Source organism: Paenibacillus sp. CMM36 (genome assembly GCF_053570945.1).
Map to the genome: position 1 here is coordinate 1 of NZ_JBSEDY010000011.1, position 22,165 is coordinate 22,165.

Annotated in this window: 24 protein-coding genes, 1 rRNA gene and 2 pseudogenes; 8 read left to right on the forward strand and 19 right to left on the reverse strand. The window is 43.4% G+C overall.

The annotated features are described in order from the left end of the window. A 16S ribosomal RNA gene (locus tag ACWA2B_RS19620) occupies window positions 1-222 on the reverse strand; the annotation flags it as partial. Between the two features lie 680 nt (window positions 223-902). Then, on the reverse strand, window positions 903-1,370 hold the full coding sequence (locus ACWA2B_RS19625; RefSeq protein ID WP_029517535.1) for an NUDIX hydrolase: 468 nt from the start codon (window positions 1,368-1,370) through the stop codon (window positions 903-905). Window positions 1,371-2,359: 989 nt separating this feature from the next. Between ACWA2B_RS19625 and ACWA2B_RS19630 the strand changes: the two genes are divergently transcribed. Next, the gene (locus tag ACWA2B_RS19630) at window positions 2,360-3,676 is read left to right on the forward strand and encodes an erythromycin esterase family protein (RefSeq protein WP_449292536.1); all 1,317 of its coding nucleotides are present in this window, start codon (window positions 2,360-2,362) and stop codon (window positions 3,674-3,676) included. A 442-nt stretch (window positions 3,677-4,118) separates the two neighbouring features. Here ACWA2B_RS19630 and ACWA2B_RS19635 read toward each other — a convergent pair whose 3' ends face one another. The 3 genes and pseudogenes from ACWA2B_RS19635 to ACWA2B_RS19645 form a co-directional block, all read right to left on the reverse strand. Next, complete coding sequence (locus ACWA2B_RS19635; protein ID WP_449292537.1) at window positions 4,119-4,871, reverse strand: alpha/beta fold hydrolase; 753 nt, start codon at window positions 4,869-4,871, stop codon at window positions 4,119-4,121. 176 nt (window positions 4,872-5,047) lie between these two features. Next, window positions 5,048-5,317: pseudogene (locus ACWA2B_RS19640) on the reverse strand (formylglycine-generating enzyme family protein); the annotation flags it as partial. 288 nt (window positions 5,318-5,605) lie between these two features. After that, complete coding sequence (locus ACWA2B_RS19645; RefSeq protein WP_449292538.1) at window positions 5,606-6,244, reverse strand: glycoside hydrolase family 11 protein; 639 nt, start codon at window positions 6,242-6,244, stop codon at window positions 5,606-5,608. A gap of 342 nt (window positions 6,245-6,586) precedes the next feature. Between ACWA2B_RS19645 and ACWA2B_RS19650 the strand changes: the two are divergent. Beyond that, a pseudogene (locus ACWA2B_RS19650) lies at window positions 6,587-6,688 on the forward strand (GNAT family N-acetyltransferase); the annotation flags it as partial. 63 nt (window positions 6,689-6,751) lie between these two features. Here the strand turns inward: ACWA2B_RS19650 and ACWA2B_RS19655 are convergent. Together ACWA2B_RS19655 and ACWA2B_RS19660 are read right to left on the reverse strand one after the other, a co-directional pair. Further along, complete coding sequence (locus ACWA2B_RS19655; RefSeq protein WP_023987218.1) at window positions 6,752-6,964, reverse strand: helix-turn-helix domain-containing protein; 213 nt, start codon at window positions 6,962-6,964, stop codon at window positions 6,752-6,754. A gap of 229 nt (window positions 6,965-7,193) precedes the next feature. Beyond that, window positions 7,194-7,439 carry a helix-turn-helix domain-containing protein gene (locus tag ACWA2B_RS19660; protein ID WP_274484265.1) on the reverse strand — a complete coding sequence of 82 codons (246 nt, stop codon included), beginning with the start codon at window positions 7,437-7,439 and terminating at the stop codon, window positions 7,194-7,196. Between the two features lie 281 nt (window positions 7,440-7,720). Between ACWA2B_RS19660 and ACWA2B_RS19665 the strand changes: the two genes are divergently transcribed. After that, on the forward strand, window positions 7,721-7,990 hold the full coding sequence (locus tag ACWA2B_RS19665; RefSeq protein WP_274485551.1) for a DUF6809 family protein: 270 nt from the start codon (window positions 7,721-7,723) through the stop codon (window positions 7,988-7,990). Here ACWA2B_RS19665 and ACWA2B_RS19670 read toward each other — a convergent pair. Continuing rightward, window positions 7,987-8,871: an AraC family transcriptional regulator gene (locus ACWA2B_RS19670; protein ID WP_318628275.1), complete on the reverse strand. Its 885-nt coding sequence runs from the start codon at window positions 8,869-8,871 to the stop codon at window positions 7,987-7,989. The two genes, ACWA2B_RS19665 and ACWA2B_RS19670, sit on opposite strands and share 4 nt — an antisense overlap. A 115-nt stretch (window positions 8,872-8,986) precedes the next feature. Here ACWA2B_RS19670 and ACWA2B_RS19675 point away from each other — a divergent pair, with 115 nt between their 5' ends. Continuing rightward, window positions 8,987-9,949: a DMT family transporter gene (locus ACWA2B_RS19675; protein WP_318628272.1), complete on the forward strand. Its 963-nt coding sequence runs from the start codon at window positions 8,987-8,989 to the stop codon at window positions 9,947-9,949. Between the two features lie 108 nt (window positions 9,950-10,057). On the opposite strand, the gene ACWA2B_RS19680 is transcribed toward ACWA2B_RS19675, so the two are convergent. The 5 genes from ACWA2B_RS19680 to ACWA2B_RS19700 all read right to left on the reverse strand — a co-directional run bounded on the left by ACWA2B_RS19680 (window position 10,058) and on the right by ACWA2B_RS19700 (window position 12,853). Continuing rightward, window positions 10,058-10,195, reverse strand: a complete 138-nt coding sequence (locus ACWA2B_RS19680; RefSeq protein WP_449292539.1) for a hypothetical protein — start codon at window positions 10,193-10,195, stop codon at window positions 10,058-10,060. Between the two features lie 3 nt (window positions 10,196-10,198). Further along, complete coding sequence (locus ACWA2B_RS19685) at window positions 10,199-10,444, reverse strand: hypothetical protein (RefSeq protein ID WP_449292540.1); 246 nt, start codon at window positions 10,442-10,444, stop codon at window positions 10,199-10,201. A gap of 173 nt (window positions 10,445-10,617) precedes the next feature. Beyond that, window positions 10,618-11,370, reverse strand: a complete 753-nt coding sequence (locus ACWA2B_RS19690) for an amino acid ABC transporter ATP-binding protein (protein ID WP_025683111.1) — start codon at window positions 11,368-11,370, stop codon at window positions 10,618-10,620. A gap of 15 nt (window positions 11,371-11,385) precedes the next feature. Then, a complete protein-coding gene (locus tag ACWA2B_RS19695) occupies window positions 11,386-12,045 on the reverse strand; it encodes an amino acid ABC transporter permease (RefSeq protein ID WP_449292541.1) in 660 nt (219 codons plus the stop codon). A gap of 40 nt (window positions 12,046-12,085) precedes the next feature. After that, complete coding sequence (locus ACWA2B_RS19700) at window positions 12,086-12,853, reverse strand: amino acid ABC transporter substrate-binding protein (RefSeq protein WP_029517551.1); 768 nt, start codon at window positions 12,851-12,853, stop codon at window positions 12,086-12,088. A 318-nt stretch (window positions 12,854-13,171) separates the two neighbouring features. On the opposite strand from ACWA2B_RS19700, the gene ACWA2B_RS19705 reads away from it, so the two are divergent. From ACWA2B_RS19705 to ACWA2B_RS19720, 4 genes are all read left to right on the forward strand, one after another. Further along, window positions 13,172-14,098, forward strand: coding sequence for an ABC transporter permease (locus tag ACWA2B_RS19705; RefSeq protein ID WP_029517552.1), 927 nt, complete (start codon window positions 13,172-13,174; stop codon window positions 14,096-14,098). 1 nt (window position 14,099) lies between these two features. Beyond that, window positions 14,100-15,050 carry an ABC transporter permease gene (locus ACWA2B_RS19710; RefSeq protein WP_449292542.1) on the forward strand — a complete coding sequence of 317 codons (951 nt, stop codon included), beginning with the start codon at window positions 14,100-14,102 and terminating at the stop codon, window positions 15,048-15,050. A 196-nt stretch (window positions 15,051-15,246) separates the two neighbouring features. Continuing rightward, the gene (locus ACWA2B_RS19715) at window positions 15,247-16,890 is read left to right on the forward strand and encodes a peptide ABC transporter substrate-binding protein (RefSeq protein WP_340954419.1); all 1,644 of its coding nucleotides are present in this window, start codon (window positions 15,247-15,249) and stop codon (window positions 16,888-16,890) included. 90 nt (window positions 16,891-16,980) lie between these two features. Then, window positions 16,981-17,271, forward strand: a complete 291-nt coding sequence (locus ACWA2B_RS19720) for a DUF3899 domain-containing protein (RefSeq protein WP_449292543.1) — start codon at window positions 16,981-16,983, stop codon at window positions 17,269-17,271. Window positions 17,272-17,574: 303 nt separating this feature from the next. On the opposite strand, the gene ACWA2B_RS19725 is transcribed toward ACWA2B_RS19720, so the two are convergent. The 6 genes from ACWA2B_RS19725 to ACWA2B_RS19750 form a co-directional block, all read right to left on the reverse strand. Then, window positions 17,575-18,252, reverse strand: a complete 678-nt coding sequence (locus ACWA2B_RS19725; protein WP_449292544.1) for a vWA domain-containing protein — start codon at window positions 18,250-18,252, stop codon at window positions 17,575-17,577. Between the two features lie 52 nt (window positions 18,253-18,304). Further along, a complete protein-coding gene (locus tag ACWA2B_RS19730; RefSeq protein ID WP_029517557.1) occupies window positions 18,305-18,850 on the reverse strand; it encodes a hypothetical protein in 546 nt (181 codons plus the stop codon). A 70-nt stretch (window positions 18,851-18,920) separates the two neighbouring features. Then, the gene (locus ACWA2B_RS19735; RefSeq protein WP_277884418.1) at window positions 18,921-19,046 is read right to left on the reverse strand and encodes a hypothetical protein; all 126 of its coding nucleotides are present in this window, start codon (window positions 19,044-19,046) and stop codon (window positions 18,921-18,923) included. Between the two features lie 141 nt (window positions 19,047-19,187). Continuing rightward, complete coding sequence (locus ACWA2B_RS19740; RefSeq protein WP_449292545.1) at window positions 19,188-20,288, reverse strand: toxic anion resistance protein; 1,101 nt, start codon at window positions 20,286-20,288, stop codon at window positions 19,188-19,190. Window positions 20,289-20,384: 96 nt separating this feature from the next. After that, window positions 20,385-21,065, reverse strand: a complete 681-nt coding sequence (locus ACWA2B_RS19745; RefSeq protein WP_039272509.1) for a hypothetical protein — start codon at window positions 21,063-21,065, stop codon at window positions 20,385-20,387. A 58-nt stretch (window positions 21,066-21,123) separates the two neighbouring features. After that, window positions 21,124-22,155 carry an ATP-grasp domain-containing protein gene (locus ACWA2B_RS19750; RefSeq protein ID WP_449292546.1) on the reverse strand — a complete coding sequence of 344 codons (1,032 nt, stop codon included), beginning with the start codon at window positions 22,153-22,155 and terminating at the stop codon, window positions 21,124-21,126. Window positions 22,156-22,165 lie beyond the last annotated feature (10 nt).

A 22,165-nucleotide genomic window follows, 5' to 3' on the forward strand; every position in this document is an offset into this window, starting at 1 on the left:
TGCTCCGTCTTTCCTCCCTCTCCCATGCAGGAAAAGGATGTATCGGGTATTAGCTACCGTTTCCGGTAGTTATCCCTGTCTTGTGGGCAGGTTGCCTACGTGTTACTCACCCGTCCGCCGCTAGGTTATTTAGAAGCAAGCTTCTAAATAACTCCGCTCGACTTGCATGTATTAGGCACGCCGCCAGCGTTCGTCCTGAGCCAGGATCAAACTCTCCATTAAAGACCAACCGAAGTTGGTTTATAGAAAGAGCGATAAGCTCATTTTGAAACTGACGAGATAAAAAATATCTCTTGTTTGATTTTGCGAACAAAATCGTTTTACTCACTCGTTGTTCAGTTTTCAAAGATCAATCATTTCCGGACATATCAACACCCGGAATAATAATATATCACACTTCGACGATTCACGCTACTGGTAAATAATACCTCATAGGTAATCCTTTGAATTTTTGAAGTCCATCTAACTATTACATCACAGCCTATCTTACGGCCGGATACATAATATATCATTTAAGTTTGCTGATTACTACATGTAAATCATACCAATTAATAACCGAGTTATCAAAATCAGTTCTATTACTGTACTGCTTATACTTTCGAATTTGTTTTTCTTCATTAAAAGTACCGTGAATCTTTGACCATATCTACTGCATCCAAAAAATGCTTTTGATGCATCCCCCTTTCAGTTAAAAAAATGGATCATTAATATGAAATGCTCCAATAATTATCAATGCACATTTGGGAATGTGAAATAGACTAATTTAGAACTATTCCTATAAACATACAAAAAAGGATCGTCAGCATTTCTGCAACGATCCCTATTGTCAGCCCGTTAATTGAAAACAGCAGTTAATCACGTTGATCGATGCCTTCTTGGTTTTATTGAGCTATCGTTTCCCGTTAGCTCAAACCATATTCTCCATATATGTTGAATAAGGCTAATGGGTATTCGTTTTGAGAAATCAAATTTTCTGTAATTTGTTTGATTAATTCTTTATCGCGTAGCTCCAGTAAATCTGGAATCAACAGATCCGTAGGTGCTATCCACTTCGAATCAATGATTTCACTTGCATTTAACTGAAGAGAACCACCGATGATTTCACCAGTAAAATGAAATAAAAGAACCTGATGATTTGTACTACTCATGAAATTATAAATACCTGTAGTGGCTGTAATTTTAACGTCGTAGCCAGTTTCTTCTTTTGCTTCTCTACGTGTTGCCTCAAGAATATCTTCACCATATTCGATTCTCCCTGACGGGAAGTTCCATGTATTCTTAACAGATGCTTTGTTTTCTCTGATCATAAGCAGCTTATCTTCATGTAGTATCGAGACACTCACAACCAACACAATCCCGTTTTGCGTCACGCTAAAAACCCTACACAGTTAGAAAATTAACACCACTATCATTAGAACATATTTTCCATTTGTTGTAAATGACTAAAACAGCGCTCGTTAAACTAAACTACCCGTTAGCTTAATGAGCCATCAGTAAGTCTGATACTTTATTTTCAAATATTTTTCCGTTCTCTACCGTCTGTAAAGGTATACCTTTAAAAACATCTTCTAGTGGATCAAACCGCCAGGAGTGTCCACAAGGCGCGAACGCTATCCTGTCTGAGGTGCGGTTCATGACATCGTTCCTAAAAGTATACTTTATAGGAACGATAATGAAGTATAAATTTTCACATTATTTGGGTATCGCCAGCAAAATGCGGATTTACAACGTTAAGGAGCCTTATATTAAATTTCGTGAATCCGCCTCTAATAATGGATACTAACCCACATCATTTAAGGCAGATTTATTGAACTAATATATCTAGTAACGTTTTAGTGCGCATTTTAAAATTATTTAAAGCATTCGAATAAAGGGTTATCCATAGCTTTTTCATCAACCAAACGCTGAATCAATTGGATGTTCGTACATACTCAAAAGGCCTTTTCGCTCTTAAATAATTATTCTAAGGTATCTGCTCCATCATAAACACTTTTTCGTAATACATCCGCGTTGACGACCCGATTGTGTTAGTAAGCCAATAAACCATGATATGTAATGAGTTCATCTTCGCTAAATCTTTGACGGAGGTCACCTCCACAATCACTCCAAGCTGAGTTTTCCAATTGATCCGGCCAGCGGTCTTCTCTTTAAATCAGCAAGGACTTCATCTACTATGTGAATATGAAAACGTTCAGCGGACATTATATTTCTCCTCCTTTTTTGTGTACATCTTAATCAATTCAAATTTTGCCCCCACCAGACTTACCCTGGCTTATCACTAAGGGAGGCCTGTTTTGGGTTAATGAATGGACAATTCGGAAATAATCCACTCATACCGTCTAAAGGAGGGAACAAATTCATGAATTCTAATGATAATCTATCAGAGCAGAACGCATATCTAAAAGAGCTGAATGCCTTATTTATCCCATTGGACGGAATGGAGAATCTGGACAGCATGGTTAAGGCCATCGGAGATGCAGATATTGTGCTGCTTGGCGAGGCGAGCCATGGGACGTCTGATTTTTACCAAGTTCGGGCCGAACTTTCGAAGAAGCTAATTACAAGCAAGGGATTTAACATTATCGGCGTGGAAGGAGACTGGCCCTCTGCTTATCGGTTAAACCGGTATGTTAAAGGGATGGAGGGGTCCGATTCTTCGGCAGCCGATGCACTGGGTGATTTTACCCGCTGGCCGACCTGGATGTGGGCGAATACGGATATTCGTGATTTCGCGGAGTGGCTGAAGGAGTACAATGAGATGAATCAAGGGGGCGGAAGTGATTGTCCCAAGGTTGGATTTTATGGCATCGATATGTACTCGTTATGGGAATCGATGGAGGCAATCATCGCTTATTTGGAGGAGACCAAGTCTCCCCACCTGGAACAGGCCCGCAGGACATATGCTTGTTTTGATCCATATAGCAGGGACCATCAAAATTATGGCATTGCGGCAGGATTGCTCTCGGAGAGCTGTGAGAAAGAAGTGGTTGAGCTACTAAAGCAGATTCAGAGCAGGCGCATGGCGTATCCGGGAAGTGAGGAAGAACTGAATGCGGAGGTGAACATGCTCGTCACTTCCAGTTCGGAGGCCTATTATCGTACGATGGTCCGGGGCGGTCCGCAGTCCTGGAATATACGGGACAGACATATGGTTGAATCGCTGAAGCGAATCATGTCCTATTACGGCGCCTCGGCAAAAGCCATTGTCTGGGAGCATAATACGCATATCGGTGATGCGCGGGCAACGGATATGATGGCTGACGGCATGGTCAATGTGGGTCAGCTACTGCGGGAAGATCCGGAACATCGTGTGTTTGCCGTTGGCTTCGGAACCTATCAGGGCGAGGTACTGGCGGGAAGAGCTTGGGGAGCTCCGGTTGAGAAAATGACCGTGCCGCCCGGACAGCTAGGAAGCTGGGAGTATTGCATGCACCGGGCGGGAGACGGCCGGAATGGCATGGTAATGCTCTCCGATGCATCTTCCATACTGCATACGGTCATTGGCCACCGAGCCATCGGTGTGGTATATGAGCCTGCTCATGAAAGATTCGGCAATTACGTGCCTTCCAGCATGGCGGATCGTTATGATGCGTTTGTTCATCTCGACCGGACCACCGCCCTTCAGCCACTGCCTATCCTTCAACCGGTTGCAACGGATGCTTTATTTTCAGAATAACAGCTCGTAAGAATCGTCTGTGGAATGCAGGGTAGCTGGTATAGTTTACCGTCAGGGCTCCGGATTATAATTATAAAACTGGCTCCAATATAAAGCAGCGGCAGGGTCGGACTTTGTTTTTATCAGTCTATTGAGCCTGCCGCTGTTTTATTGAGCTAACGTATCCCGTTAGTTCAATAAACACTTTCTGATTTTTGGTGGAAAGCGTTAATCTTCTTTTGATGGGCGGTACGTCAATTCAACTGCTCCGAATGTAAGGTCTTGGTATAGACATGCTTAAGAGACATCGTGTTGACGTTATCTGTAAACAAACGCTTTCCACTCACCCATCGCTTCCAAGCACCAAGATGTTTCTTCCGGGTTGCTCTTTAAGTTTCAAAACTTCTTATCACCCATTATAATAATTGAATCAAGAGATACCCAATCTATTCACGTATGGTTCTCACCTGTGACAAAACTGTCGGATGCTATTAGCTAGTTCCTCCGCATGAGTAAGGACAAGCATATGATCGGCCCCTTTGATTTCGGCAAACCTAATTGCAGGTACACGCTTGAAGTGCTCTGCGATATTGTACATATCCGGCCATTCTATGGTTCCTTGTATAAATAACGTACTCGCTGCAATTTTTTCTAAACGTTCAATCGAAGGTGGCTCTGGCCAAAGGACCTCAAAGCTTCTCCACTCGGTGAATACCCTTGTCATGTAGTGATTATGCATTTCAGTCAAAAAACTCCGATGGGGGCTAGCCATCGTAGCCCGATAGATCGGTGCGGCTAAGGACAACTCTACAAGTTTTGAAATATCGGGAGCGGCCGCATTCACCGATGCCATATAATTGGTAAATTCTTGCGAATATGCAAATCCCGTTAATGAAGGGGCAATCACCACTAGTCGCTCAACCATAGAAGGATATGATAACGCAAAATCAGTCGCGACTTGCCCACCGATGGAATGACCAACAAGTGTGACAAGATCCAGTCCGAGATGTTCGAGAAGTTTGCGCAAATCCTCCACAAGTGAAGTCGGCTCTTGCATAGCAGGCGAGCGGCCGGTTCCTCGACCATCGAAGGTAATGATCTTGAATGATTTTGCCAGTTCAGGCACCATATATCTCCATACCCTTGAGTCAACACCTCCCGAGTGAATCATGACTATAGGGGCTCCATTCCCTTCGATTTCGTAAAAAAGTTCCACCTTGTCACCCTCCCCAATGTGGTAATATTTTCTTGATTACCATTTTAGTCATGACTGAATATACAGTCTATATTAAAAAAGATATCTACTATGAAGTCACTTTGAATAACTGCCCGTCAGCTTAATTAATGCCTCATCATCTTGTGTATAGAGAACGAGAGTTGCTGAACGTCCTACCAACTCACCATTTCTACCGGCAAATTGTCGCCAATGAATACCGAGGGATTACTTCCCATGACTTCAACCCACTCTTTTTGAACTACTTCATATTTGTTGATATAAAAGTTCGATAGGGCCACGCTTTTTCCAGAGTTGTTGTACTTGTTGTTCTGAAAAGTCCCACCTTCCACGAATACAAGGTTATCCCTTTTCTCAGGCTTATCTTGCGAACAAGCGCTGATCACAACCATTGGTGCTATTAAAAGGAAAATTAATAGCTTTCTCATTGATATATCCCCTTTAAGCTGATAGGGAAAATGATAGGCCATGACGGCCCGCAATTCGCCTCCAGCAGCGTCGAAGGCCGTTCGTCTAGCAGGTAACGGCCTGCAACGCATCCGCACTGACGGATAGACTGGAGGAGAACGGCCATCGGCCTGTCTACAATGCTTAGAGATCAGTGTTTCCTCCATGGACCAATTCGTGTAAATCCTATCAGACAGCTTTCGGAACCCGTTTATCCCGTGAGACAGCCCCAACCGCGCCTGTTCGTTGAACAGCTTGCAGTTAAGTGGTTACCACACCGTTACGTTAGAGCTCCCGCTACTCTGATACCCCTCTGTCGCCAACACCTGGTAAGACCAGTTACTTCCCAGATTCATTCCTTTGCTCGCCCACGCTTTCACGTGGTTGCTGAAAGTGATCGTGGAGTTGCCCCCGGTCGGTCTCTTCGACTGTCGAACACTCCAGTACTGAATAAACGTCGTTTTTTGGCCTTCAATGGAAGGTGCGTCGTATCGCATTGTTGTGTAGATGTCATATGTGCCCCCATCACTGGTCACCGTACCTTTATACGTTCCGGTAGGTCGATAAGTCCCCCAGCTATCCACGACGTAATATTCGATGAGTGCGTTTCTCGTCCACCCGTAGAGAGCCAAATATCCATTACCGGACGGCGCCCAGACACCAGCATTGTAGTTAATCGTTCTGTTTGGCGATCCGGTAGTCCAGCCTTTGCCGACAACAAAATTCCCGGTATCCTTCCATGTTACGCTGTAATTACCGCCTGATCCATTAACAGCATTGACCGTCCCACCGCCATCAGTCCAATTTTGCCAATAGTCTGTCGCTGCACTTGAGGTTGTTGCAAACAACCCAAAACTCATGGAAGCTGCAAGAACTACCGTCATCATTTTCTTACTAAACTTAAACATACTTTCCCTCCTAAAATTATTTTTGTATTTGCCCCATGCACCTGCTTGTTGGTTGATCCTCTTTGCAGCATCTCTTATCCGTGCCATATCGCGTCTTTTAACTTTTACCTCCTTTCTGAGTAAATTATAAAATGATAGCGTTTACATAAAAACCTATAAATTAAAGCTTTAACTCTATTATGTTTAGCTTTCTTTGAATTTTAATGAAGCCGCCGAGGGAATATAGGATTAGGTAACATTAGAAGAAGGTCTTGGCTGCTTTTAATTAATTCGAGCAATATGCAAATCTATTTTTATGTAGGATTTTTCCAATGTCTATTTTAAGGGGTGCAATTCAGTATAAAAAAACTGGGGTTTGAGATCGAAGGCATATTAAAAAAGGACAAAATTCTATCCGACTGTAAGTACCACAACACAGTTATGATGGGACGACTTAATGAATAATTCCAGCAAAAAAGCTCCTGTGAATCATCACGGGAGCTTTTTTGCTGTGCATGTTATGCCTTTTTACCTGTAACGTTTAGGATTATCTGTCTGATCAAGAATAAAGTCGATACTCACCTTGTGGAAATCCGCCAATTTGATCAAGACAACACTTGGAACGTCCAGATTCCCATTTTCATATCGGGAATAGGTTGTTTGTGAGATACCTAAGAAGTCGGCCATGCTCTGTTGTGTTAAGTCTTTGTCCTCACGTAAATTGCGAATTCTCTTATACACTGCTCATCACCCAAGCAAAGTTTACGACATGCAAAAACAATATATTGATTTTTATGCGTTTTTCGCATAAAGTTTATTTATCTTCGACAATACCTTAAAATCTTGAGTCGCTCATTTATATGCAAAAGCTCTAATAGAGACATACGGATTCTCCTAAATTCGTTTTATTAAAGTGAATATTCCCCAACGAAGCGTACAACAGAATATTGAAATAAAGCTCCTGCGGTCATCATAGAGCTTTATTTTGCATGCTATTCTTTTTACCTGTACAACGTTCAGGATTATCTGTCTGACCAAGAATAAAGTCGATACTTACCTGGTGGAAATCTGCCAATTTGATTAAGACAACACTTGGAACGTCAAAGGTCCCATTTTCATATCGAGAGTAGGTCGTTTGTGAGATATGTAATAATTCAGCCATGGTCTGTTGTGTTAAGTCTTTGTCCTCACGTAAATTGCGAATTCTCTTATACATTACTCATCACCCAAGCAAAGTTTACTCCATGCGAAAACTGCATATTGATTTTTATGCGTTTTTCGCATAAGATTTATTTAAAGAGTACAACAAGTGGAATAAGAACGAAGTGGGCGGAATGGTGCTGTACAAGCGATAGCGTTCGCCTTTGTGGCCGGATTTCAACCTTCTTAGCTTGATTAAGAAAGCCGGGCACAACAGCGATGGGAAGCACCATCCGACCGCGTAGTGGCGCCGTATGTACATCTTTAGCTCAGTATTCATAAGGAGGCATGATGAAAATGATTTTGGAGGATATGTATTATGGGAATTGGCGTCCCAGTGAACAAATAAAGTCAACCGATCCTGAGTCTGAAAAAGTGAATCAAAAAATCAGTGAGTATATGGAAATGCTGAAGAATAAACTACCAGAAGACGATTTTGAGCAAATTGAAGTCTTGTTTGATTTATTAAGTGAGTCAACTTCCCTACACTCCGCAGCAGCGTTCATCCATGGATATCGAACAGGGACTATGACAATGATTGAAGTATTTAGAGAGGTTTATAATTAGCAACCATCCATGTTTAATTTTTTGTAGGCTAATGGTGTCATGTTCATCGCTTTTCTGAATCTTTCTATAAAATAGCTCGTACTGTTAAATCCAACCCTATATGCAACTTCTGTAACGTTAGATTCTACTTGTTGCAATAAGACTAAACTTTTTTGAATTCGATAATCCATCACATAATTCAACGGGGTTATCTTTAAAAAACGCTTGAAATACCGGCAGCATTCAGAACGGCTCAATTGACCCGCTTTTGCAATATCATCTAATGTGACTTTTTCAGCATAATGCAAATAGATCCAGTTTAACATTTGTTTGATCCGTTGACTCTTTACCATTTCCATCTGGTCGTATTCTAATTGAAAGCCATTAATGACTAGGTTTTTCCAAATCAGTGTTAAGTGCATGGTAATATCCATCTCAAAGTATAGTGATTTTTGTTGAATACATTGATTCATTTTCAAAATGGCATCTAAAATGTTTTTCCCCCAAAGCTCGTCAGAATCTATGTATACATAAGGTAAATTAGTCGCTTGAATATATGGGGCTACATAGGGTGTATAAAGCTCTTGTGATAAAACGAAATGAGGAGAAACATTTAAACAGACATAGACGCAACCCGATTCATTCTGATCTTCCGCCATATGTAGGCAGCCACTATTTATAAATAACCCATCACCTTGTCGTACGATTCGTTTATCCTCATTTATTTGAAAGATCGCTTCCCCTTTTACAACCAGAACAAATTGAATTTCATCATGCCAATGAAGTGGTATATATCCATGTATATTTTGGTTAATCGTTGTTTCATAACACGCAACCGGTAGTACGACCGTCCGATGCTCGGTTAGTTCTTTTAAGTTTTGGTCAATCATGAAATTTTTTATTTGCAAATCATCACGACCTCAATATATTTATATTTTATCATCAAATTTAAGTATAATTTTAAATATTTTTCACCTATTATAACACTATTATTATATTTCAAGGTGGAGAATATTCATGGATAAATCAGCTAGAACAACAGGATTATTGCTTGTTATCACAGGAGCTATATTTTGGGGGATCAGTGGGACTGTTGCACAAAAACTCTTTCAACAAATCGATGTAAATTGGCTTGTAACCACACGCTTGCTCATAGCTGGTGTTTTACTCTTGACCCTTCAATTTTTATTAAAAGACCGTACACAAATATGGGGTGTATGGAAAAATAGAAGGACAGGTTACCAACTCATTATCTACGGTTTGGTTGGTATGCTTTCCGTTCAATATACGTATATGGCATCGATCAAAAGTGGTAATGCTGCTGTTGCGACACTATTACAGTATTTAGCACCTATAATGATTATTATCTATTTAATTCTGCGAAAGCACATTGTCTTCACACGAAAGGATTTATCAGCTATTTTCCTTGCTTTAGTGGGTTGTTTTTTCTTATTAACAAACGGCTCCATATCTCAACTATCCGTTCCGAAGATCGCAATCGTTTGGGGTCTTTTATCAGCGATAGCTCTGGCTTTTTATACCTTATACGCAATTCCTCTTTTAAAGCAGTACGATTCCCTTGTTATAGTCGGTTGGGCGATGGTCATCGGCGGTTTTGGACTAAGCTTGATCCATCCACCTTGGCAGATGGACTTTAAAAGCTTGACACTAGAAACCTATTTATATCTAGCATTCGTTATCATATTCGGCACAATGATCGCATTTTGGTTCTATATAGAAAGCTTACAAAGTCTTTCCCCAAAAGAAACAAGCTTTCTAAGTAGTCTGGAACCTCTAGCTGCTGTTCTAACAACTGTATTTTGGTTAAAAGAGCCTTTTGGATTTTTCCAATGGATTGGTGTATTATGTATCATCGGACTGATATTATTATTGGCATTCAATAAAAAGTCTTCTCCAAAAAACATTCAAAAAAAGATAAAAAGCCCCTCAGAGTCAGCTAATTCTGGGGGATTACAGTAAACTACCGATTAATTTAAAACCTTAAAATTCGTTAAACCCCATGCAACTACTGCTGAATATATATCTCTATTTTCTTCAATTAAAAGCTTTACACGTTCGATTTTGCAGTTAAGAAAGTATGGGTAGCGACGAAGGCCGTTCGTCTGGCAGGAAGCCGCCTTGCAACGCACCCGGACTGACGGATAGAACTGGAGAGGGACGGCCATCGGCCTGTCTACAATCCTTAGAGATCGGTGTTTCCTCCATGGATCAATTCGTGTACATCTTCCACTTATCGTTCATTTGAGGATCACGCCCTGTAAACCGCTCAGCAAAATAATAAATTAACGGCCGTCTAAAGAGCAGTGAACCCAGAAGCACAGCGACGACGCCGAGAATCAACCCGAGAAAAATGAAGCCTGAAAATGCATCTGCTTTGCGTGTTCGTATCAGGCTGTAAAGCGACGTAACATACCTTCGGTAGGTATGTAAAGAAGCATAGACAATCGCCTTCATGTTGTTACATAGTTCGCAACCCTACGACTACAAAAAAAGGAGATGGCGCTTGCCATCTCCCTTGCTTTTATCCTTACCCCAAATTACTTGCTTAAAAATAGTTACACACAGGTGGTCGGTTAGCGGAAGAACAATCTACACGCGCAACGCCTCTCCTAAGAACAACTATATTTTTAAGCCTCCACCCGATTCAAAAACACCTTCGTCCGCTCCAACTGCGGATTGCCGAATATCTGCTCTGGTGTACCGGATTCCGCAATTTCTCCATTATCCATAAAAATGACACGATCTGCCACATCTCTCGCAAAGTTCATCTCGTGGGTCACGATGACCATCGTCATATGTTCCTCAGCCAGCTTTTTGATAACTCGCAGCACCTCACCCGTCAGCTCGGGATCAAGGGCCGAGGTCGGCTCATCAAACAGTAAAATATCAGGGTTCATCATCATTGCCCGGGCAATCGCCACGCGCTGCTTCTGTCCTCCCGACAGTCGGGATGGATACGCATCTGCTTTATCTGCCAAACCGACTTTAGCCAGCAACTCAGCGCTTTGGCGACGTAGCTCAGCCTTGCTCACCTTCTTCACCAGCTTCGGAGCCAGCTCCAGATTATCCTGCACCGTCAAGTGAGGGAACAGATTAAAATGCTGGAACACCATGCCCATACCGGTGGTAATGCCCTTAATGTCACCTGCCGGAGCGTACTGACCGTTTTCCACCAGTGCTTTATCATGAATGCGGATCGTCCCGCCCGTCACATCTTCCAGGTGTACCAAACTACGGAGCATGGTACTTTTTCCTGAACCTGAGGGACCGATGACGGCTACAACCTCGCCGGCTTTAACGTTAAAGCTCACTCTTTTCAGAACGTCGAGCTTGCCGAACGATTTTTTCAAATCGGTTACTTCTATTGCGTTAGTATTCATATCCCGACATTCCTTTTACTCGAATTTAAAACGTTTTTCCAGCGCCCTGAAGAATAGCGTCAGCACCAAAGCTAACAACAAATAAATAACCGCCGCTACAACATAAGGTACAATCGAGAAATCACGGTTTACAGCCGTATTGGCAAAATGCAGCAGTTCCGGTACCGCTACTGCATACAGTAGTGCCGTATCTTTTACCAGTGTTGTCGCTTCATTGGTCACCGCAGGCAAAGCAATCCGTACCATTTGCGGCACAATGACTCTAATCAGCGTCTGCGACTTGCTCAAGCCCAGCACTTGCGAAGCCTCGTATTGCCCTTTATCAATCGACAACATCCCGCCTCTAAAAATTTCTGCAAAATAAGCCGCATAATTCAGTACAAACGCCAGTACCGCAGCCGTTGTCCGGTCCAATACCAGATACTCCCCAATGACAGGCAACATCGGCAGACCAAAACAAAAGAACAATAATTGCAGCAATAGCGGCGTACCGCGTATAACATAAATGTACGTATGCATCAGCCAGGCGATTGGCTTAATCCGGCTTTTGACCAGCAACGTAACGATAAAACCCAATGGAATAGACAAGATGAGCGTGATGAAAAATAAAATAACCGTCATCTGTGCCCCTTCAAGCATAGGCTTCATAATTCGTAAAATATATTCCATACTCATGACCTTCGACTCCTAAACCCTTAGTTCAATACACTACGTATTAATTTAATACTTTATCTTCACCAAACCACTTTTTCGAAATTTCAGCAGCTTTTCCGTTCTTGTGCAGCTCATCCAAAGCGGATTGCAGCTGCGTCAACAGCTCTTCATTCCCTTTTTTCACACCGATGCCGTATTCCTCAGGGGCCAATGATTCATCAAGCAGCTTATACGTCCCTTGTTCCTTCGACATATAATACTTGGCAACGACTTCATCAATGACAACCGCATCCAGGCGACCGGTTTTCAGATCTGTCAAAGCAAGAACGTTATCCGGGTACTCAGACACTGACTTCAATTTACTTTTGATCGGATTCGCATCCAATGCATCGGCTGCTGAAGACAGCGTCTGGAGTCCCACCGTTTTGCCCGCCAGATCAGCCAGCTTGGAAAGACTGGAAGTAGCTGGTATGACAATGACCTGACTGTTTTTCAGATATGGCTTCGTGAACAGCACTTTTTCCTTACGTTCATCCGTAATGGTGTATCCATTCCAAATGAGATCAATACGTCCGCTGTTCAGCTCGGATTCTTTGGCAGACCAGTCAATCGGCTGAAATTTCACCTGTTTACCCATTTGTTCCCCGGCCGCTTTCGCATAATCAATATCAAAGCCGGTCAGCTCATTATTTTCATCTCTAAAGCCCATCGGGGCGAATTTATCATCAATGCCAATAATCAATTTACTGTCGTCCTTACCGCCGGAACATCCGGCCAACACGATCATCATCAATCCAATTAACATCGTAAACATGGCTGCTTTTCTCATCTTATTCCCCTCCAACAATGGTGACCCCCGTATCCAAGAACAGGTGGCAAACGCTTTAGTTCGTTAACACGTTATCAGAGTATCATCATAACACACCGCAGGATACTCGTCGAGAGGAATGAGCGGAATCTTAGCCTTATATAAATGGAAAACCTGTGACGAAAATTTGACCTGTGTTCTATAATGTAAAACCTTACCTTGACATGTCACCTAAACCGTCTTATTATTTCCTAGTATTCTTATATACTTTTACTTATATTAAATTTTTAGCAGCAATAGTATGTAAATCAGCTTGATAGACAGGAGAAATTAAGCCCCATGTACATTTTAAAGCGTCTTTTTACGATGTTCATTACACTGTGGATTATCGTCACTTTAACGTTTATCATCATGCACATCATTCCGGGTGACCCATTCTCGAACGATTCCAAAACCATTCCGGAAGCGGTATTGCAAAACATGCGTGCCAGGTACAATCTGGACAAGCCGCTCGCTGTGCAGTATGTGCTGTATCTCAAAAATCTGCTAGTGCTGGATATGGGCCCGTCTATTCAATCGAAAACGACGGACGTCAATATGCTCATCGCCCGAGGTTTTCCACCTTCTGCATTGCTCGGTATTCAATCCATCGTGGTCGCGATTATTGCCGGAATTTCGCTTGGAACACTGGCTGCTCTACACCATAATCGACCACTGGATTATATCTCGATGTTTATCGCCATTGTTGGTATTTCCGTACCCAGCTTCATATTGGCACCGTTGCTAATCAAGTATGTTGCCGTTCAATGGCACCTTCTTCCGGTCGCCTCATGGGGAACCTGGCAGCATACGGTGCTCCCATCGCTGGCTCTCGCTGTTTCACCTCTTGCCGTTATCGCCCGCTTTATGCGGACGAGTATGCTGGAAGTCATGCATGAGGAGTACATACGCACTGCCAAAGCGAAAGGGTTGTCTTCTTGGGCAGTAGTTCTGCGTCACGGATTACGCAACGCGTTGGTTCCGGTGCTTTCTTTTATCGGACCGCTATTCGCTTCCGTCATTACAGGTACCTTTGTCGTTGAAAAAATATTCGCCATTCCCGGCATCGGTAAATACTTCGTAGATAGTATCTTTAACCGGGATTATCCAGTGATTATGGGGACGACCATTTTCTACAGTTCCATTCTAGTCGTTACTTTATTTTTAATTGATATTTCCTATCGCCTTGTCGATCCACGAATCAAATTAGTCAGTAAAGGAGATTAACATGAAAGCAGCACCTACTGTCGAAAAGGACAGTCTGTTCAGTCTTGTAGACCGCAGCCAGATCCCCACCGCCACGTTGACCAGACCCAAAGAATCACTCTGGCGGGATCGGCTACGCAGACTTTTCAACAACAAGCTTGCTCTTTTGGGGCTTTCCCTACTCATCATGATTATTGTGCTGGCGATTGTTGGACCTTCCATGGTTTCTTATGCACCGAGTGATCAATCTCTTTTGAAGACGACTCTCTCTCCTTCCAAAGAGCATTGGTTTGGCACGGATGATCTGGGGAGGGACGTATGGGCACGGACATGGGCCGGGGCTAGAATTTCACTCATGATCGGCTTTGCCGCTGCCGCCATTGATTTGGTACTTGGCATTCTCGTCGGCTGTGTTGCTGGCTATTGTGCTGGGCAGGGTAAAACGGGCGACCGGATCGACAGCATTCTCATGCGTATTATTGAAATTTTGTATAGTATTCCTTATCTGCTAGTCATCATTCTGCTGCTCGTCATTATGAAGCCCGGTCTGCTCACGATGATTATTGCATTATCTATTACTGGCTGGGTCGGTATGGCACGTGTAGTACGTGGGCAAATCTTACAGCTGAAGCAGCAGGAATATGTGTTGGCAGCCCGTAGCTTGGGGACATCTCATTCGCGTATTATCTTCAGACATTTGCTACCAAACGCAGCGGCAATCATTATCGTGAATTTAACGTTCACTATTCCGTCGGCTATTTTTGCCGAATCGTTCCTGAGCTTTCTCGGTTTGGGGATTCAGTCTCCTTCGGCCAGCTGGGGGACGATGGCTAACGATTCACTTGGCGTTATTTTAAGCGGTCAATGGTGGCGCCTATTTTTCCCCGGGCTGATGATATCGCTCACCATGCTAGCGTTCAATACGCTTGGAGATGGGCTTCAGGATGCACTTGACCCGCGTTCACAACATTAACAACAGAGAGATCCCAATTGGACAAGGAGGGGTGTCACCATGATCCGCAGCTTCTCGCCTAACCGCAGGAAGAACGGCAGTTCCTTTATCGAAGTGCGCACACGCGGCATACCTGCAGGAAAGGAGGATGAGTAACTCCCGGTAAGGTGTACCTTATTTTTGGCATAACTAATTACAGTAATGGAGGAAAACCACGATGAAAAAAATGCATTGGATGACGATCATCTTACTTTTGGCCGTAACGGCTTTGGCAGGATGCTCTGGTAATACGGACAAAACAGCAAGCAACGACCCGTCCGCTGCTCCTCAAGCAGATGTCCCGCAAGAAATTACTGCCAATCTGGCAGGTGGAGAACCTTATACGCTAGACCCTGCTTTCGCATCAGATACAACGTCCTATTTTGTAATTGATAACTTGTATGAAGGGCTGTATACATACGATAAGGCTGGTAAAATCGTAGAAGGTGCTGCCAGCAAAGTAGACGTATCTCCTGACGGCAAAACCTACACTTTTACTATCCGTGACGGTGCAAAATGGTCGAATGGTGACCCACTGACAGCTAAGGATTTTGAATACTCCTGGAAACGGGTACTAAATCCAAAAACAGCTGCCTACGATCCTTCTGCCCTCTACTACATCAAAGGTGCCGAAGCGTACAACACAGGCAAAGGTAAAATTGAAAACGTGGGTGTTACAGCCAAAGATGATAAAACTCTTGTTGTTGAGCTGAAATCACCGCTAAGCTTCTTCCCCACGATCGCCGTGGGTCATGCTTATCTGCCAGTAAACCAATCGGTTGTTGAGAAAAATGACAAGTGGGCAGCAGAAGCAGGCACAATTGTCGGCAACGGTGCGTATGTAGCCAAGGAATGGAAACATAACGAACAAATTACGCTGACGAAAAACGATCAATTCTGGAACAAAGATGCCATTACGATGGCAACGATTAATTTTAAAATGGTGCAAGACTCCACAACGTATTATCAAATGTACAAAACGGGCGATCTGGATCTGATTTTGAGCCTTCCCGTGGATACACTGGATCAGGAAAAGAGCAACAAGGAATTCCTGTCGCATCCGTCTTTTAGTGTGTACACCTATTCTTTTAACGTAAAACAAAAGCCGTTTGACAATAAAAAAATCAGACAGGCCATTGCCTACGCGATTAACCGCGAAGCACTGGCTACCAGCGTAACCAAAGGTGGCGAAACTCCGGCTTACGGTTATGTTCCATACGGAACAACAACGCCATCCGGCAAGGACTTCCGTGATGAAGCACCGAAAAAATACTATGAGTTTGACGCTGCAAAAGCGAAACAATTGCTGGCCGAAGGTCTGAAAGAAGAAGGTTTGACCAAGCTGCCACCAGTCACCTTCAAATACAACACTTCGGACAAGCATAAAAAAGTAGCTGAAGCGATTCAGGAAATGCTGAAAACAAACCTGGGTGTTGAAGTGACGCTGGAGAATCAGGAATGGAAAACGTACATTGATACCTTTAAACAGAAGAACTTCCAGATCGCCCGTATGGGCTGGGAAGGAAACTTCCTGGATCCGCTCGGCGTATTGGGGCATTATACTTCCAAAAACTCGAACAACTTTACCAACTGGAGCAACCCGGAGTATGACAAACTGATTGAATCCTCAACCTTTGAGCTTGATCCGGCAAAACGCTTTGAACAGCTCCATCAGGCAGAAGACGTATTGATGGAAGATCTGCCGATTATTCCGATCCAGTTCTCTGCGGACACTGCATTAATCAGCCCTAAGATTCAAGGTATCGTATTTGATGCTCGTTCGAACCCAGACCTGCGCTTTGCGAAACGGGTCGAAAAATAATGATTTTACGTTTTGGGATCATCGCCCTGATTGTCAGTACCTTAGGGTTTCTGTACGCCCCCCCCCCATCTCTTGAATGGTCGTGAACACATGGCTACTGCAAATCTGTTATTCCTGTTGGGGTTGCTGGGCTTGGTGATCGGTGCAATCTTCCACGTTCTGCAAAGCGGTTTTCTAACCCTCTTCCTGCGGGGATTTGCCGACATCGGACAGTTATTCATTCGTCAATCCAAGGCATTACGAGAGGAAAATGAGCGTTTGCGTTCCGATGAATCTTTGTCAGCCTGGAAAACATCCATGTTCCGCCACCTCAAGGTATATACTTCGGGGTGCGGAGCAGGGCTTATCCTTTGCTCGATGATATTAATGGGGATGAGTTAGGTTAAAACGATTAGAAGCCTTTGGTCGGTTGGTGGGCGCTGCGCGTGCAGATTGTTCTTCCGATCGCTGTTATCCCCGGATTTCTATTGAATAGAACCTGTAAGGGTAAAATCCGGGGATAAAGGCGAACGCTTCGCTTCTTCAGAACAATTCTGCCCGCTCCGCTGGCAACCGCCGTAGAGCTTCTATACGTTTTAGAGGTGTGTAAAGAAAGAGAGAGTTTCGCATTGCTAGCGGAACTCTCTCTTTTTGTATTTTTTATATGAAGCTTTGTAGGATCGCATATTACAACACTTAGTATCCTTAATAAATATGCTTTTCCTTCGCTTCTTGCAGCCATGACGGGAACTCGTTAAGCAATAGTTCGTACAATTCATTATCTTCCATAGATTCGATATCTTGTATTTGAAAAAAATTAGCGTTATCTACCACACGGCCTTGTATGTTGTCGAGCTTCTTTAATACACCAAAATCGGACTCACCCACACCTATAAATTGCCAGAAAATCGGCTCTCCTGACGAATCAATGACCGCGTTGTCGATGTTGTCTCCTTTTCCACGCTTCACACCGCCATCATTAATAAAAATAACAAAGGCCGGATCAGAAGAGGGTTCTTCCTTGGTGTATTTGGCGATGACATCGCGCATCACAGGCGGCTCATCATTACGACCGAACTTGGGCAAATAATCATTGGACAGAATATGTCTTTCAACATAGTTGTCAACATCATTTTCGGTAACGGAAGGCAACCGTGAAAAACGGTGATCATACACCCATACGTCCAGTACACCATCATCATCCAAAGCACTCGTTACTGCAACAATTCGTTCCAACACCTTTTGAACGGTACCATTTTTGTACAAACTTCTCATAGATCCTGAAATATCGAGCACCAATCCAACTCTCGCAGTCACATTCGTTAGATTCTTTTTAGTCAGTACCAGTTGCGCATTCTTTTTAAGTAAAGAAATACTGCTCATGTTCCCCACGCTCCTCTATGATGTTTGCGTTTGAACGTCTAGTACGTCTACTCTACCATCTGCGTCGTTCGTCGCCTCTCAGGGGAAAGTCGCTTAATTCTCCGAGTTGGTCATGTGCAGCCTTATAGATTCGAAGAATAGCTTGTACCTTGTTAAAATCATTGTCTTCGGGGCCGAATCCTTCCATATACATCTTTTGAATGATGTTTTGGAAAAAGTCCATACGTTCGCGGACGGAATCCTGCTCGATTTGCAGTACCTCTTCAAAGCTGTGTGTCTCGGCAAAATCAGACAGTTCATCAAATTCCTGTTCCTGATATCGATCTCCCCGAGTTTCGGGATTGAGATCAATAGAGGTACGCAGGGTTGATAATAAAATATTTTCGCGTGCCAGCATGACATGAAAATCTTTGTTCTTAAACAGATCCGTAACGATCAGACGGCACATTTCCTTGTTCTGCAGTAGAATCCCGTCAAAAGGATGCAGCGTCCACACACCGTAGTTAAAAAATAAATTAAAATTGAAGCTGCTGCTTCCATACTGATATACAATGTTAATTTTCGATTCGTCTATGATTTCAAATGAAAATTCCAGCATGCATTCTCCTTTTGGATTCCAATATTTAACTCTATCCTATCAGAAAATGCATGATTTTCAATAAAAAATTTTATTTCACAGAATCATTTAACTCCACAATTGAATCTGCTTTTTCGCTACTGGCAGCCACAAGTAAATAGACAATGACACAGCCCAAAATAAAAGACATCATACGCTCGCTCTCTCCTTTTGTCATTCGCTTTTTAAGAGTTTATGCACGAGAATGCTATGTATGTTCATCATGTCCTTTATTAGCTGCTGGCAAACCAAAAAAAGACGCCCTTCGGAGTCATCCCGGCGTCTTTTTCATAGATTGGTCTATTATTCTACATTGTCATCAGTTCAAAAACGAGCTAAGACCCTCAGAAGAATTACTATCCTTCAGCGGTTTGGAAGGTTCTTTCCCTTCGATCCCCAAACGTTGGCTAAGGTTGGCATTGATTGCTGTCATTTTACTTGTATAATCATGGCAGCTTTCAATAATCCGACGGTTTGATTTTTCAGACAGATCCAAAGCAGATACCAAATCACCAATCGCCTGATTCACAGCCTCCAGTGACATAGAAGGCTTGCTAAGCAGATCTGTCGTTCTCTCGGTCGTCGTTTTGAGAAGCTTCGCATTTTCCTTGAATTGATCTTCAATGGTACGGTTGGTCGCATCGACGGCTGAAATGATTTTGTCCTGATCCGCCAGCGCCATCGCGATCATAGCCGATACAGTGATCAGATTCGATGTTTTATCAATCGCATTATTTACAGAATCAATCAGTTTATCATTGTTATCATTAATAATATCCGTTGCCGCAATCGCCTGATTGTATAATAAAATCATTTCGGTCATAGACTGCGTACGAGTAACCACCTTGCGCAATCCCCGCTCCAGATGAGGCTTGCGGTATTCATTTTCCGGCTTGGCAATCTCGGTCTCAAACAGTTCTTTCAGGCGATTACCAAAGGCGATCTTCGTCTGTAAATTGTAGATTTCTTCAATGGAGGCTTTCTTCAACTGTCTCATGCTGACGATGTTTTCTTCCAGATTATCCTTACCATCTCTCAAGGCAGTAATGATTTTCTCGATGTTCGTCTTCACCGACTGATACTTGTAAATGTAGTTTTTTAACGGGCTTTTACGCAGAAGCTTGCCAAAAAAACTCACATTTTTGCTCTGCTGGAGCGTTTCACATTCATCACGCAGCTTTAAGATCATATTGGATACCTCAGCCCGATCACCGGACATGAGGTCGTTTACCGGACGATCCAGCATTTTAAGGGTCTGCCCCGCACGTTCCTGCGTTTTAACCCCCAACTTACCGATATCATCCATTAAGGTATCCAAGCTCATGACATCGCTTTGTGATACCTTCTGAATCAGCTGTGAAGCCTCCTCAGTCACCTTCTGTTCATCTTCTTTTTTCAACTCAGCCCATGGGGTCGCCATACGCTACCTCCTATTCTAAAAAACAACTGTTCCCAAGTATAATCGTTGTTTTTCAGAGCAGCTAATTTGCTACTTTTTTATTTTCTTACAAATCGCCTACAATTCGGAACTGCTATAACGCTGGTGAATAAGCTCCGCTTTGCTCTGTAATTCCATCAGATCCTTATGCTCCACCGTGGATACAATTACTGATATTTTACTATCCACATCCCGTAATCCGTTTAACAACGTCCTCCGGTTGGTACGCTTCGCATCGCCGCTGAGCCGAAGAAACGGATTAATTAGCCCATTCAAATCCTTCAAAATCAATCTCCGAACCGTATGATTCACTTCGCTGTTGTTCAGTTCATGCAAAAGCGGAATGACCCGCTGCAAACGTGCAAATAGAGCCAGCGCCTTCTCGACAATCTCGTTATCAAGCGCATCCTTCTGTCCCTCGGAGATCACCATATCCTCCAGTACCTCCAAATACTCCATCACCTGAGCAAATTCACTGCTCACCTGATCTGGTTGACGTACTTGTCCTGTCATAGACTGCGGTCGAACGGCAGCTTCCTTTTCATGCTGCTGTGTCTCACCGACCTGCTCCTGCACCACCGGAATCACGGAACCGGTCAGATTGGGGCGAGGATGGCGAACAGCCATGATGGCGCTGTATCCTCCCAAACCAAGGATCGGAATCGCCAAACACACAAACAGTGGCAACCAAAAACTTAGTAAAAGCGCAATCAGGTAGCTAACCACAGCAATCGTGGCACCCCACATTTTTGACGTCATAGCTTGTACCTCCTGACGTAAACCCTTACCATATTGTAGAAAACAATATTTGTGTGTGTCAATGTACGGATTTACGTATGGTGATTGGCTGCTCGATATGACTGGCTAAAATGTCGTATTGCGGATGAAGTGAACCGATCTCATGACCCAAAGCCGATTTCACCGCTAGATAAGGAAAGTTGATACCTGACAAACATGATACATGAAGTCCTCCGGACATCCGCGGATTGATCTCTAGCAGCTTGGCATGCTCGCCGTTATATTTTACCTGAATGTTATAATTGTACGGAATATGATACGCCTCAGCGACCTTCTGTGCCACCTCCAACAGCTCGGGATGCTGCTCCAGCAGCCGTAATCGTCCTCCTGCCTTCCTACGCGGAACTGCCGCTAGCAGCTTTCCGTTCCGGTCAGCCAGGCAGTCAATACTGTATTCGTATCCCTCCAGCAACTCCATCACCATCAGATTGGGAAATGATTCTGTGGATGACAATACACGGTGTGCTTCCTCGAACGAAATATGATTCAGCGCATGTCCGAACAGTTCGTCCAGCGGATTACGTTCATTGTCGATGATACGAAAGCCCATTCCGCCTTCTGCATTACATGGCTTGAAGCATACCTTATGCCCAAGTACTATTAACGACTCATAAGCCTGTTTAAACTGCTCGGCATTGCTGGCAATGGCATAATCGGGAATCGTGACAATGTCCTTTTGACGAATGGATTCATAAAACAGATCCTTTTCCATCAGTTGCTCCAGCAGTTCGGTATCTTGGCATACCATCACTTTTGTCCCAATATCATCGAACAAATAAAGATGCTTGCTAATATCGAGCATATTCCACCGTGGGATAAAGACATCAATTCCGTGCCGCCTGCAAAAATCAGCGCAAAACCGTGCGTACTCCACACCACTGGTGCGAGGCTCTACTTCAGCTACATCACTGGCCTGTAACGCCATATGCTGCGGATCAGAGTGCGTCGCATAGATCTCGAACGGAATACCGTCCTCATTGTTACGAATAGCATTCATATAATGATACGCCACTGAAAACCAGCGGTTAAAATACACTTTAACCTTCTTCACAGAGCCACGT

Excerpts from the sequence above, each read along its gene's own strand:
- ACWA2B_RS19630 (WP_449292536.1), top strand. The coding sequence starts at position 2,360 with ATGAATTCTAATGATAATCTATCAGAGCAGAACGCATATCTAAAAGAG.
- ACWA2B_RS19735 (WP_277884418.1), bottom strand. The coding sequence starts at position 19,046 with ATGACAAAAGGAGAGAGCGAGCGTATGATGTCTTTTATTTTGGGCTGT.
- ACWA2B_RS19665 (WP_274485551.1), top strand. The coding sequence starts at position 7,721 with ATGATTTTGGAGGATATGTATTATGGGAATTGGCGTCCCAGTGAACAA.
- ACWA2B_RS19645 (WP_449292538.1), bottom strand. The coding sequence starts at position 6,244 with ATGTTTAAGTTTAGTAAGAAAATGATGACGGTAGTTCTTGCAGCTTCC.
- ACWA2B_RS19690 (WP_025683111.1), bottom strand. The coding sequence starts at position 11,370 with ATGAATACTAACGCAATAGAAGTAACCGATTTGAAAAAATCGTTCGGC.
- ACWA2B_RS19705 (WP_029517552.1), top strand. The coding sequence starts at position 13,172 with ATGTACATTTTAAAGCGTCTTTTTACGATGTTCATTACACTGTGGATT.
- ACWA2B_RS19685 (WP_449292540.1), bottom strand. The coding sequence starts at position 10,444 with ATGAAGGCGATTGTCTATGCTTCTTTACATACCTACCGAAGGTATGTT.
- ACWA2B_RS19730 (WP_029517557.1), bottom strand. The coding sequence starts at position 18,850 with ATGCTGGAATTTTCATTTGAAATCATAGACGAATCGAAAATTAACATT.
- ACWA2B_RS19720 (WP_449292543.1), top strand. The coding sequence starts at position 16,981 with ATGGCTACTGCAAATCTGTTATTCCTGTTGGGGTTGCTGGGCTTGGTG.
- ACWA2B_RS19740 (WP_449292545.1), bottom strand. The coding sequence starts at position 20,288 with ATGGCGACCCCATGGGCTGAGTTGAAAAAAGAAGATGAACAGAAGGTG.
- ACWA2B_RS19660 (WP_274484265.1), bottom strand. The coding sequence starts at position 7,439 with ATGTATAAGAGAATTCGCAATTTACGTGAGGACAAAGACTTAACACAA.
- ACWA2B_RS19725 (WP_449292544.1), bottom strand. The coding sequence starts at position 18,252 with ATGAGCAGTATTTCTTTACTTAAAAAGAATGCGCAACTGGTACTGACT.
- ACWA2B_RS19700 (WP_029517551.1), bottom strand. The coding sequence starts at position 12,853 with ATGAGAAAAGCAGCCATGTTTACGATGTTAATTGGATTGATGATGATC.
- ACWA2B_RS19680 (WP_449292539.1), bottom strand. The coding sequence starts at position 10,195 with ATGGAGGAAACACCGATCTCTAAGGATTGTAGACAGGCCGATGGCCGT.
- ACWA2B_RS19745 (WP_039272509.1), bottom strand. The coding sequence starts at position 21,065 with ATGACGTCAAAAATGTGGGGTGCCACGATTGCTGTGGTTAGCTACCTG.
- ACWA2B_RS19710 (WP_449292542.1), top strand. The coding sequence starts at position 14,100 with ATGAAAGCAGCACCTACTGTCGAAAAGGACAGTCTGTTCAGTCTTGTA.
- ACWA2B_RS19695 (WP_449292541.1), bottom strand. The coding sequence starts at position 12,045 with ATGAGTATGGAATATATTTTACGAATTATGAAGCCTATGCTTGAAGGG.
- ACWA2B_RS19675 (WP_318628272.1), top strand. The coding sequence starts at position 8,987 with ATGGATAAATCAGCTAGAACAACAGGATTATTGCTTGTTATCACAGGA.
- ACWA2B_RS19715 (WP_340954419.1), top strand. The coding sequence starts at position 15,247 with ATGAAAAAAATGCATTGGATGACGATCATCTTACTTTTGGCCGTAACG.